The following is a 12,437-nucleotide window of genomic DNA, read 5'->3' as shown; positions in this document are numbered from 1 at the left end:
GATATCTTTAGTATATCAAGAATCGGGAAAATAACAAGCGTTAAAACAAAGGAAATAAATAGGAAGACAGGAGTAAATACAATGAAAAACGGAAAAGTCAGTTTAGGTTTGATAGGCGCAGGCAGGGCAGGAATGATCCATGCCAGAAATTTCAGGGCCGCTGTGCCGAATGCAGCGCTGACCGCAGTGGCGGACCCCTGCAGGGAAAATGTGCAGGCAGCGCTTCAGGAACTGGAGATAGAGAAAGGATATGAGGACTACAGGGAACTGCTGAAGGACGAGGAGATTGACGCGGTGATCATCGTCACGCCCACCAAGTACCACTGTGAGATCGCCGTGGAGGCAGCCAGGGCGGGAAAACATATCCTCTGTGAGAAGCCCATGGCGATCACGGTGGAGGAGTGTGAGATCATGGAGGAGGCCGCTGCCAGATACCATGTGAAGCTCCAGGTGGCCTTTATGAGGCGGTTCGACAGTGCCTTTATGGAGGCCAGAAGCGTTGTGGACGCAGGGGATATCGGCGATGTTGTCATGGTCCGGTCCAATACCAGAGGTCCCAGCATACCGAAGCCCTGGATGTATGACATCAGCAAGAGTAACGGCCCTCTGGCGGAGGTGAACAGCCATGATATTGACACCCTGCGCTGGTTTACGGGAAGTGAGTTCAAGACGGTCTATGCCATGGGCGGCAATTACCGCTGCCCGGACGCGAGAGAGGAATTCCCGGATTTCTATGACAATGTCATCCTGTCCGCAGGGTTTGAAAACGGTATGCAGGGTATGATAGACGGAGCACAGGGCGTTCTGTACGGCTATGATGCCAGGGTGGAGATCCTGGGGACCAGGGGATGCATTTTCCTGGGAAAGACACAGGAAAGGCCCATTACGGTGTGCCGCAGTGATATGCACAGATACGAATCTTTTACCAACAGCTGGAAGTTTCTGTTCAAGGATGCCTATCTGGAGGAGGATATGGATTTTGTGGACTGTATCCTCACAGACAGGGAGCCTAAGGTGACAGGGCATGACGGCAAGATGGCAGTGAAGGTAGTGAACGCGGGAAATCTTTCGATCACCTCCGGCAAGATCATCACATTATAACAGGGAGGATGCAGGTATGAACAAGATAGGAATTTATTTTGCCTTCTGGGAGAAGGAATGGGAGGCAGATTACTGCAGATATATTGAGAAGGCCAAAAAGCTGGGCTTTGATGTGCTGGAGCTGGCAGCGGGATGCCTGCCGGACATGACAGCAGCGCAGAGAAGGGAGATTGCATCCAGGGCAGAGGATGCGGGGATCGACCTCACCTACTGTATCGGCCTTCCCCCTCAGTATGACCTGGCCTGTGAGGACGCATCTGTCAGAGCATCGGGAATCCGGTATGTGGGAGAACTGTTAAAATGTATCCGCCAGATGGGCGGTGATACGCTGGGCGGTATCATTTACTCCTGCTGGCCGGGCGGTACGGTCACATATGACTATAAGCAGAAGGCCAGAGAGAGAAGCCTGGACTCCCTGCGGGAACTGTCCCATATGGCAGAGGAATATGATATCAATTACTGCCTGGAAATCGTGAACCGTTATGAGCAGTATCTGCTCAATACAGCCGCCGAGGGCGTGGACTTTGTCCGTGAGCTGGACAGTCCAAAGATAAAGCTGCTCCTTGACTGCTTCCATATGAACATTGAGGAGGATTCCTTCTCCGAGGCGATAAAGACGGCAGGAGAGCTTCTGGGACATTTCCATATAGGGGAATGCAATCGCAAGGTTCCCGGCAGGGGACATATGGACTGGGACGATTTGATCCGGGGGTTAAGAGACATAGATTACCGGGGGAAAATCGTCATGGAACCCTTTGTGCGCCCGGGCGGACAGGTGGGAAAGGATATCAAAATATACCGTGACCAGAGCGGAAATGCTTCCGAGGTACAGATGGATGAGATGGCAGAAGAGGCATTGACATTTATCAGAGAAAAATTAAGATCAGGAGGAGATCAGGATGGAAAAAATTAAAGTAGGTCTTTTGACCATGTCAGACGGCAGGGAATATCTGCATGAGGAATACGCGCAGTTAAATATGGATTACCAGAGAGAGATCAAGGAGGCTCTGGAATCCACAGGCCTTTTCGAGGTGACAGCAGGGGATGTGCCTGTGCACAGCAATGAGGAGGCAAAAAGAGAGGCCAAGAAGCTGCAGAGGGCAGGTGTGGAGGCGACGATCTTCAATTATACGATCTGGTGTTATCCGCAGTTTACCGCAGTGGCTCTGAATTTTGCCCCGGGCCCTTATCTGCTGTTCTGCAACCTCCATCCCTCTGAGTGCGGTATGGTGGGAATGATGGCGGCAGCGGGAACCCTGGAACAGTTAAATGTAAAATTCCAGAAGCTGTGGGGTTCTATTAATGAGCCGGAGGTTCTGGGAAAAATGGTGGATTTCCTGAAGGCAGCGGCTGCTGTCAAGAGACTGAAGGGAATGACGTTCGGCAACTTCGGCGGACGTCCCCTGGGCATGTACACAGCCGTGGCGAATCTGGAGCAGTGGCAGAAAGAATTCGGGATCGATGTGGAGAATGTGGAGCAGGATGACATCATCCGGGCAGGAGAGACCGTGGCGGAGGAAAAGGTGGAGCATGCCTTTGCGTGGCTGGAAGCCAATGTGGGAAGCATTGCGTATGACGGCATCGGCCTGACGCCTGAGAAGCTGAAGCTGCAGATCCGCTCCTACTACGGACTGCGGAAGATCATTGCGGACAGAGGCCTGGATTTTGTGGGCATCAAAGCGCACGGGGACCTGACAGACCGCTATATCACCATGGATATCGCGGAGGCATTCTTAAATGACCCGTATGATTTTGACGGGCCCAAGGAACCCATCGTGGCTGCCACGGAGTCGGATATGGACGGCGCTCTGACTATGCAGTTATTCAAGCTGCTCACAGGGAAACCGGTTCTTTTCGCGGATGTGCGCCACTATGACAAGGAGAATGACGTGTGGTTCTTCTCCAACTCAGGCACCCATGCCACATACTTTGCAGGTGCATCCATGGACCCGGCGGAGAACTTAAAGCACGTGACCTTCTGCCCGGAGACGCATTATTATCCCGCAGGCGGCGCCAGCGTACATCATTTTGCCCGTGCAGGCAGGGTGACTCTTGCAAGGCTTGCCAGGAAGAACGGAAAATACGTGATGACTATTGTACCTGCCGAGATCGTGGAATTTGACAAGGAAAAGATGACTGCCATGGGAAACACCACCACCCCGGCCTGGCCGGTAGCCTTCACAAGGCTTCAGGTGACCGCGGATGAATTCCTGGAGAAGTTCCCCTGTAACCATATCCACGGTGTGTACGGGGACTGTACGGAGGCTCTGAAGCTGACAGCCAGGCTGCTTAACATGGATGTACAGATATTACAATAGGAGGTGGCGCCGTGTATTTAGAGCACAGACCTGAGAAGATGCGGGAGGAGGATTTCAGGAATCCTCCGGCCCGGTTCAGGGGGACGCCGTTCTGGGCGTGGAATTGTACCCTGAAAAAGGAAAATCTGAGGAAACAGATTGGATATTTTAAAGAAATGGGAATGGGCGGTTTTCATATGCACTGCCGTACAGGTATGAATACGGAATATCTGGGTGACGAGTTCATGGACATGGTGTCAGACTGCAATGAGACGGCAAAGCAGAAGGACATGCTCTGCTGGCTCTATGATGAGGACAGGTACGCATCGGGATTCGGCGGCGGCTATGTGACAAAGGATATCCAGTACAGAGAGCGGTATCTTCTGTTTACGCCATGCAGGCAGGACGGATACGAGAAGGACAGGGAGACATTCCAGAGAAAGTGCCGTCAGGGGGAGGAACCTAAAGGATACTTTGTCATGGCATACAGGGTGCGGCTCACCATGGGATATCTGGAGGGATATGTGGCAGAGCAGGAGGAGAGTATCCGGTGCGGGGACGGGGAAACTATATGGTACGCCTACCTGACAGTTGATGAGAAATCTTCCTGGTGGAACAACCAGACCTATGTCAATACCCTGGATAAGCCTGCTCTTGACCGTTTTATCCACATCACCCATGAGCGGTATTATGAGAAAGTAGGGGCTGACTTTGGAAAGAGCATCCCTGCCATATTTACAGACGAGCCGCAGTTTGCGGAGATGGAAAACCTGAATTTTGCGGAGGAGAAAAAGCCTGTCCGCCTGCCCTTCACCGATGATTTTGATGAGAGCTTTCAGACTGCATACAGGGCTTCGCTCCTTGAACATCTGCCCGAGGTTATATGGGAAAAGGGAAAAGAGACGGCGGCCACCTTCCGATATCAGTATATCAACCATCTGACAGACCGTTTTGTGGAAGCGTACGCGGCAAATGTGGGAAGTTGGTGCGAAAATCACAACCTGGCGCTGACAGGACACATGAAGGGGGAGGAGACACTCCGCTCCCAGACCGTGTTCACAGGGGAGACTATGAGGTCCCTGCGGCATTTTCATCTGCCGGGCCACGATGTGCTGTCAGACCAGCGGGATTATCCCACCGCAAAAATGGCCCAGAGTGTTTCACGGCAGTTCGGGCGTTTCGGTGCTCTGAGTGAGACATACGGGGTGACAAACTGGGATTTTGATTTCCGGGGACACAAAATGTCGGGAGACTGGCAGGCAGCCCTGGGCATTGCCGTGAGAGTGCACCATGTGAGCTGGCTCTCCATGGAGGGGGAGGCCAAGAGGGATTATCCGGCATCCATAAACTATCAGTCACCCTGGTATAAGGAATACCCCCTGATCGAAAATTATTTCGGACGGGTCAATGCGGCTCTGACAAGCGGGAGGCCGCAGGTAAAAGTCGGTGTCATACATCCCGTGGAATCCTTCTGGATGACTTTCGGACCTTATGACCAGACCTACGAGAAGCAGGAAGCCTTGGAAAACCAGTACAGAGATCTGTGCGGATGGCTCACCTTCGGTCAGATGGATTTTGATTATATCAGTGAAGCGCTTCTGGCGGAAGAGACGAACGGCGCATTTGACAGCCAGGGCTTCTGTATGGGGGAAATGCGTTATCAGGTGATCCTGGTTCCGGGCTGTATCACGCTGCGGGAGAGCACGGTGGACCGCCTTCTGGCTTTTGCCGGCAGCGGAGGCAAAGTGGTGATCCTGGGGGAAGCGCCCGTCTGCATGGACGGCGTATTCTCCGAAAAGGTAAGGGAGTTTGCCGGAAAGTGTGAGGTGCTGACCTTTGAAAAAGGGGCGGTTCTCAAATGTCTGGAGCCATGGCGCGATGTGGATGTGCTTCTGGACAGCGGCGGACGAGCGGACAACCTGGTATATCAGATGAGGCAGGATGAGGACGGCAGATGGCTGTTCCTGGCACATGGATATGAGAAAGTGCGGGATACCTTCTGGAGCATGGTGGACTGTGAGGATTACCCTTATGTGGAGAACATACACCTGCGGATACAGGGGGAATATGACCTGACGGTTTATGATGCCATGACAGGAGAGACAGAAAAACTGCAGTGTACACACAGAAACGGACAGACCAGAGCGGAATGGAGACTGGGCGTGCATGACAGCCTGCTGATCCGGCTGGCTCCGGCTGCAGAGCGGCAGCAGGGCAGCGGAAACGCGGCGGAGATAAGGGAACCGTCCAGCAGGATCCGGCTGACTCAGCCTTTCGAGGTGATGAGAGAGGAGCCGAATGTGCTGCTTCTTGACAAAGCAGAATACAGGATCGACCGGGAACCATGGCAGCCGGAGGAGGATATTCTGAAACTTGACAATATCTGCCGCAGACGTTTTGGCTATCCGCCCAAAGAGGAGGCAGGAGCGCAGCCCTGGACCGTGAAGGATGAAAAGGGATTTCCCAATGTACTCTCTCTCCGGTTTGCCGTAGATTCCCTTACCGATACATGGGCAAGCCTTGCCCTTGAGAGCCGGGACAAAACAGAGATCTATGTGAACGGCAGCCTGGTGGAAGAAGAATCTTCCGGATGGTTTACCGATGAATCCATAGAGGTGGTGAAGATACCGCCGCTTCGCCGGGGAAGCAACACCATAGAGCTGAGGATGCCCTACGGGGAAAAGGCCAATGTGGAAAGCTGCTATCTGCTGGGGGATTTCGGGGTGGAAGTATTCGGAAAAGAAAAACGGATCATCCCGGCGCCCGAAAAGGTGGTATTCGGTGATCTGACCCGCCAAGGCATGCCCTTTTACGGAGGGAACCTTACATACCGATGCAAGTTTACAGCTCCCGGAGGCCATATGCGCCTGAGAGCCCAGTATTTCAGCGGACCGCTTCTGGGTGCTGCAGTCGATGGGAAACGTACGGGAAGTATTGCCTTTGCCCCCTATGAGGTGGATTTGGGTGATCTGGAGGCAGGGGAGCATCTGCTGGAGATCACAGCATTCGGAAACCGTTACCACACCTTTGGGCAGCTCCACAACTGCGACAGGAATTATTCCTGGTTCGCCTCCTGTTCCTGGAGGACGAAAAATGACCGCTGGAGCGATGAGTATATGCTGAAGGAGCTGGGAATCCTTGTGACCCCTGAACTAATATATTGAAGGAACCAAAATGCGGGAAAGGATGACATATGAAGTTACAGTATGCGGTTGGTATAGACATCGGAACACAGGGAACAAAGGCTGCCCTTTTTTCCCTGGACGGAAAGAAAATGTCGGAGGCCTTTGAGAAGTCAAATCTTATATACGGCGGACCCGGGGAGGTCTGCCAGAACGCTGAGGATATCTATGGTTCCGTTCTGCGGACCGTAAACGCGCTGATGAAAAAGAGCGGTGTCCCGCCAAAACAGGTGGCTGCCATGGGAATCGACGCGCAGATGGCGGGCATCATGGCAGTGGATGCTGACTTTGAAGCGGTTGGCCCTTATGATTCCTGGCTGGATACCCGGTGTGAACCGTATATCCATACAATGATAAACCGGGCCGGGGATGAGGTCATCCGCCGGACCGGGGGACCGGTCACTTACACACACGGTCCGAAGATATTATGGAGAAAGGCAGAAAGGCCGGCAGAGTATGAGAAGGCTGCCAAGTTCGTCCTGCCCGGGGTCTTTGTGGCCGGAAAGCTGTGCGGGCTGAAGGCGGAGCAGGCGTGGATCGATTATACCCATCTGCACTTCTCCGGATTTGCGGACAACAGGAGGAAAGTCTGGGATGAGGGTCTGCTCTCGGAGTTCGGCATAGAGAAGGATAAGATGCCCCGGATCGTAAGCCCCTGGACCGAGGTGGGCAGGCTGACCGAGCAGGCGGCAAAGGCCTGCGGTCTCACAAGCGGGACAAGGGTGGTGGCCGGATGCGGGGATTCTGCGGCTTCCGCTCTGGGTGCGGGGATCGTGGAAAAGGATATGATTTATGATGTGGCCGGGACTGCTTCCATTTTTTCCTGCAGCACGGACCGCTTTACGCCGGATCTGGAGACGAAGACCATACTGTTTTCCAGGTCAGTGATAGACGGGCTTTACACGCCCCTGGCATATATCGGAGGCGGAGGACTCTGCCTGCGGTGGTTTCTGGAACAGAACGGCAGGGATTATGAATATTGGAACAAACAGGCCGAAAGGCTGGAGGCAGGCAGCGGCGGATTGTATTTCGTACCGCATTTTTCAGGCCGTACCTGTCCAAATGATCCCGGGGTGAGAGGCGCATACTGGGGGCTTTCTTTTCATCACACCGGAGCTCATATGTACCGGAGTATTATGGAGAGTATCGCATATGAATACGCGTACTATTATTCCATTTTGAAGAGGCAGAATCCACAGATTTCACCCAAGTATATTTACGGAGCCGGGGGAGGCGCCAGAAGTGCAGTCTTCAGCCAGATAAAGGCAGACGCACTGGGGATACCTTACCGGCCCCTGCAGGAAGCGGATACGGCAGTGTACGCCAGTGCCATGCTGGCGGCTTACGGTACAGGACTGCTTGGGGATTTAAAAGCCGTCATGAAGGCGCCTCTGAGAGAAGAGGTATATCTTCCGGATAAAGAGAGATATGAGATATATCACAAAAACAAAGAAATTTATGTAAACCTACTGGAGGCCCTTGGGGCTTTCGGAGAAAAGGAAAGAGGAGAATGACATGAAAAATAATCTTACACCACAGAAACTTGCAAAAATGATTGACCAGACACTGTTAAAAGCATATGTGAGCGACGAGGATTTCCAGGCGTTTTGTAAGGAGAGCGCAGCGTATGATTTTAAGATGGTGGCGATCAATTCAGCGCCGGTAAAAAAATGCAGGGAGTTCCTTAAAGACAGCGATGTGCATGTGGGCGCAGCCATAAGTTTTCCTCTGGGCCAGACAACCATCGAAACGAAAGTATTTGAGACGGAGACAGCAATCCGGGAAGGCGCGGATGAGATCGACTATGTTGTCAATCTTGTGGAGCTGAAGAACAGGAATCTGGACTATATCCGCAGGGAGATGGAGAGCATTGTGGAAATCTGCCGGAAAGCGGGCGTGTTATCCAAAGTGATTTTTGAAAATTGTTATCTGACCCAGGAGGAGAAGGAGATCCTCTGTAAGATCGCCCTGGAGGTAAAACCCGACTTTATCAAGACATCCACCGGATTCGGTACAGGGGGAGCCACAGCGGAGGATGTGCGTCTGATGAAATCCCTGGTCGGTGATGAGATAAAAGTAAAGGCAGCCGGAGGAATCCGGGATCTGGATACTGCCCTTACCATGATCGAGGCCGGAGCGGAACGAATCGGGACCAGTGCCGGTGTGAAGATCGTGGAGGAGCTGAGAGAACGGCTTGCGGCAGAAAACTGAGAGGAGGAGAAGCGATGACTCAAAGGCTGGGAATCAGAAAATCCCTGGACGAGCTGGAGAAAGAAGCCTGGGCGCCGAAGCCGTCCATGCTGGAGACACCGGCTGTTATGACAGGGCTGGATGCGGACAGAAAAGTCGTGATAAAGGATACGGAGAACCGTGTATCCCTAAACGGCATCTGGCAGATGGTCTGGGACGGGGACGAGAGGGAGAGGCTGGATCTATCGGTGCCCTGGAAGGACAGTATTCCGGCCAATGTACCGTGCAGTGTACATACGGCCCTCTATGAAGCCGGGATCATTCCGGACCCTACGGTGGGGCTGAATGATAAAACTGCCAGGGAGTACAGTTATAAGACCTGGTGGCTGAAAAAGGAATTTTCCCGGGAAGATGGCTGCAGAGCGAATCAGTTGTACTTTGAAGGAATCTGCCATTATGCAAAAATCTGGCTGAACGGTCATTACCTGGGAGAGCACAAGGGAATGTTCGGACGTCCTGTATTTGACGCCGCTCCTTATCTGCAGAGGGAGAACACCCTGATCGTGAAGATAGAAAACTCGCCGGCCAGGCCCCAGCCCATGTCCGAATATATGGATAACGACGAGGGGTGGCATGACGGTGTTGTCATCAACTGTGTGTATGGGTGGCATTATGCCTGCATTCCCAGCAGGGGTATATGGGCACCCGTCGGGCTGGAGGAAAAGAAACCTTCCTGCTGCAGTGAGAAGCCCCTGGTATCCTGTGGGGATACAGATGAGGGGATTGTGGATATCTGCATGAAATTTCACGGAACAGGTGGAAAAGTGACCATCACCGGCGAGATAGAAGGAAAGAACCACAAGGGAAAAGGCGGCAGTTTTGTCTTTGGGACGGAGATCCACACGGATGGACAGGTCGTCCATCTGCAGACCAGAATCGAGGATCCAAGGCTCTGGTGGCCGGTCAATATGGGAGAACAGAATCTGTACACACTTCGTCTGTCGGTGGTGACAGAACAGGGGGAGACACAGTATTTTGATACCACTTTCGGTATGCGCACCATTGAGATGGGCCCGCTTCCGGGAGGACCATATGAGGACAAGCATAACTGGACATTTATAGTAAATAGACGCCCTGTTTTCATCAAGGGTACGAACTGGTGCACGCTGGATGTGCTTCTGCGGTTTGACAGGAATCTGTACCACAGGTTTTTAAGCCTTGCCAGGGACCAGAATATCCAGCTGCTCCGTGCTTGGGGCGGCGGAATGCCGGAGTCGGATCTGTTTTATGACTTGTGTGACGAATTGGGGATCATGGTCATGCAGGAGTGGCCTACCTGCTGGGACAGCCAGAAGGACCAGCCCTTTGACGAACTGGAGGAGACGGTGCTGGTACATATGCCGCGGCTGAGAAACCATCCGTCCCTGATCATGTGGTGCGGCGGAAATGAGTCGGCCAGGGCTGACGGCAGGGCCATGGATATGATGGCACGCTGTGCCTATGAGCTTGACGGCAGCAGGGGATTCCACAGGACTTCACCGTGGGGAGGCGCCCTGCACAATTATTCCACGTACTGGGATATGCAGGATATTGATGTGAGCCTTAACCTGAGGTCTCATTTTATGGGGGAATTCGGCATGGCTTCCGCGCCGAATCACAGAAGTGTGATGCGGTATCTGCCAAAAGAGGAGGCAGAACAGTGGCCGCCCAGCCGCTTTGGCTCCTTCGGGCACCACACCCCCAGATTCAACCAGCTTGAACCTGATGATATGGCACATCTGAGTAAACGGGTGCCGGAATTCTGTGCAGGGGATACCATGGAGAGCTTTATCTGGGGAACACAGATGGCCCAGGCAACGGCGGTCCGCCATACATTGGAAGCCTACCGGTGCAGGTGGCCTGAATCCACGGGAATCTGTTACTACAAGCTGACAGATGTGTACCCGGCATGCTCCTGGTCCACAATTGATTACTACGGCGTGCCGAAGCTTTCCTATTATGCAATCAAGGACAGTTATGAGCCGCTCCACGCCTGCATTTTATTTTCATCCATGCGGATGGAGGAAGATGTGAAGCTTCCTGTATACCTGCTGGATGACGCAGACCGTCTGGATGGGAGTGCATGGAGTGTACAGGTGAGGGCTTACGATGAAAACCTGCATGTGATCAGCGAGGCGTTGTACAGCGGAAGAGACAGCGCAAATGTAACCTATCTCGGGCACTTGCCTGTGGACAGAGCAGATGTGGGCAGCGGACCGGTCCTGCTGACTACAGAGGTGTATGTGGAAGGAGAAAAAGCGGACGATACCTTTTACTGGTTCAATTATCAGCAGAAACAGGGCTGTCTGCTGGCACTGCCCGGAACAACGCTCACCTGTAACGTAAAAGAGGGCCATGCCGTCATTTCCAATACCGGGGATGTTCCGGCAGTCGGAGTCACCGTGGAATGCCCTGACAGAGATACGGAATTTGTAACCGAAAGCAGTTTGTTCTGGCTGAATCCGGGGGAGGTAAAACGCATTGCCGTTTCCCATACGGACAGCCTGGTGGTCCGGGCCTGGAATGCACCGGAAGCCACGGAGAGATGAGAGGGATAGAGAATGAAAGCAATACAATTTTATGGAAAAAATGATTATGCGCTGACCGATGTGGCCAAACCGGAGATCGGGGACGGTGAGCTTCTTCTGAAAGTAAAAGCGGCAGCCATCTGCGGCAGTGACCTGCGGATGATCCAGAACGGATACCAGGGAGTGACAAAGGAGACACCACGTATCTACGGACATGAGATATCCGGGATCATTGAGCAGGCCGGGAAAGCTGTGATCGGCTATGAGCCGGGAATGACTGTGGCGATCGCTCCGAATATGGGATGCGGCACCTGTGACGCCTGTGTATCAGGCAACACCCATCTGTGCCGGGAATACCGTGCCTTTGGGATCAACATGGACGGGGGATTTGCGGAATATGTGGTGATCCCCGAGGCGGCGGTCCGCCAGGGCAATGTAGTGAAGATAGAGATCGACGGGGACATGACTTTTGAGAAGGCGGCGGTCCTGGAACCGTTATCCTGTGTATACAATGGCTTTGAGCAGGTAGGGATCAAGCCCTGTGACACAGTGCTGATCATCGGCGCCGGCCCTATCGGCATCATGCACGGTATGCTGGCAAAGATGGCCGGTGCGGCAAAGGTCATGATCACGGATCTGAATGAAAACAGGGTGGCTATATGCAGGGAGTTTGACCCGTTCTTCACCACATACGCAGGCGGAGATCTGAAGGAATTCGTCATGGAGCAGACACAGGGCCAGGGTGTTTCTGTCTGCATCACTGCGTGCCCGTCTCCCCAGGCGCAGGCACAGGCTTTGGAACTGCTGGCGGTGAACGGCAGGGTGAACTTTTTCGGCGGACTTCCCGCTGACAGGTGTGAGGTGACGATCAATACCAATCAGGTACATTATAAACAGCTTGTCCTCACAGGGAGCTGCCGTGCCAGTCTGACCCAGTACAGAAAATGCATGAAGCTGGTGCAGGCAGGTGTCCTGAATATAGATAAAATTGTTTCTGCCACATATGCTCTTGAGGAGTACGAGGAGGCTTTTGCCGCGGCAAGGGAAGGCAGGAACCTGAAAAACATATTTGTATTGTAACTATTTGGCGCGGGAAAACG

The 12,437-nt window shown here is 53.2% G+C and carries 8 protein-coding genes; all 8 read left to right on the top strand.

Translation table 11 applies throughout. The features are described 5' to 3' along the window. Positions 1 to 81 precede the first annotated feature (81 nt). From MUB35_RS04305 to MUB35_RS04270, 8 genes are read left to right on the top strand one after another with little or no spacing between them, the layout of a single operon-like run. On the top strand, positions 82 to 1,101 hold the full coding sequence (locus MUB35_RS04305) for a Gfo/Idh/MocA family oxidoreductase (RefSeq protein WP_103730936.1): 1,020 nt from the start codon (positions 82 to 84) through the stop codon (positions 1,099 to 1,101). A 16-nt stretch (positions 1,102 to 1,117) separates the two neighbouring features. Then, on the top strand, positions 1,118 to 2,014 hold the full coding sequence (locus MUB35_RS04300) for a D-psicose 3-epimerase (RefSeq protein WP_103730937.1): 897 nt from the start codon (positions 1,118 to 1,120) through the stop codon (positions 2,012 to 2,014). After that, a complete protein-coding gene (locus tag MUB35_RS04295) occupies positions 2,001 to 3,419 on the top strand; it encodes an L-fucose/L-arabinose isomerase family protein (RefSeq protein ID WP_033141239.1) in 1,419 nt (472 codons plus the stop codon). The genes MUB35_RS04300 and MUB35_RS04295 overlap by 14 nt, the downstream gene beginning before the upstream one ends. An 11-nt stretch (positions 3,420 to 3,430) precedes the next feature. Then, positions 3,431 to 6,562, top strand: coding sequence for a hypothetical protein (locus MUB35_RS04290; RefSeq protein ID WP_103730938.1), 3,132 nt, complete (start codon positions 3,431 to 3,433; stop codon positions 6,560 to 6,562). A 29-nt stretch (positions 6,563 to 6,591) separates the two neighbouring features. Further along, complete coding sequence (locus tag MUB35_RS04285) at positions 6,592 to 8,094, top strand: xylulokinase (protein ID WP_103730939.1); 1,503 nt, start codon at positions 6,592 to 6,594, stop codon at positions 8,092 to 8,094. Between the two features lies 1 nt (position 8,095). After that, on the top strand, positions 8,096 to 8,791 hold the full coding sequence (gene deoC / locus MUB35_RS04280) for a deoxyribose-phosphate aldolase (RefSeq protein WP_033141236.1): 696 nt from the start codon (positions 8,096 to 8,098) through the stop codon (positions 8,789 to 8,791). Between the two features lie 14 nt (positions 8,792 to 8,805). Then, positions 8,806 to 11,358: a glycoside hydrolase family 2 protein gene (locus tag MUB35_RS04275; RefSeq protein WP_103730940.1), complete on the top strand. Its 2,553-nt coding sequence runs from the start codon at positions 8,806 to 8,808 to the stop codon at positions 11,356 to 11,358. A 12-nt stretch (positions 11,359 to 11,370) separates the two neighbouring features. Further along, on the top strand, positions 11,371 to 12,417 hold the full coding sequence (locus MUB35_RS04270; RefSeq protein WP_103730941.1) for an alcohol dehydrogenase catalytic domain-containing protein: 1,047 nt from the start codon (positions 11,371 to 11,373) through the stop codon (positions 12,415 to 12,417). The last annotated feature ends 20 nt before the right edge of the window (positions 12,418 to 12,437 follow it).

Origin of the sequence: Blautia sp. NSJ-175 (genome assembly GCF_022867815.1) — a bacterium.
GTDB classification, from domain to species: domain Bacteria; phylum Bacillota; class Clostridia; order Lachnospirales; family Lachnospiraceae; genus Blautia; species Blautia celeris.
This window is presented reverse-complemented; position numbering and strand designations above follow the sequence as displayed.

What these genes read in the sequence shown, in the direction of transcription:
- MUB35_RS04305 (WP_103730936.1), top strand. Translation starts at nt 82, where the DNA reads ATGAAAAACGGAAAAGTCAGTTTAGGTTTGATAGGCGCAGGCAGGGCA.
- MUB35_RS04300 (WP_103730937.1), top strand. Translation starts at nt 1,118, where the DNA reads ATGAACAAGATAGGAATTTATTTTGCCTTCTGGGAGAAGGAATGGGAG.
- MUB35_RS04295 (WP_033141239.1), top strand. Translation starts at nt 2,001, where the DNA reads ATGGAAAAAATTAAAGTAGGTCTTTTGACCATGTCAGACGGCAGGGAA.
- MUB35_RS04285 (WP_103730939.1), top strand. Translation starts at nt 6,592, where the DNA reads ATGAAGTTACAGTATGCGGTTGGTATAGACATCGGAACACAGGGAACA.
- deoC (WP_033141236.1), top strand. Translation starts at nt 8,096, where the DNA reads ATGAAAAATAATCTTACACCACAGAAACTTGCAAAAATGATTGACCAG.
- MUB35_RS04275 (WP_103730940.1), top strand. Translation starts at nt 8,806, where the DNA reads ATGACTCAAAGGCTGGGAATCAGAAAATCCCTGGACGAGCTGGAGAAA.
- MUB35_RS04270 (WP_103730941.1), top strand. Translation starts at nt 11,371, where the DNA reads ATGAAAGCAATACAATTTTATGGAAAAAATGATTATGCGCTGACCGAT.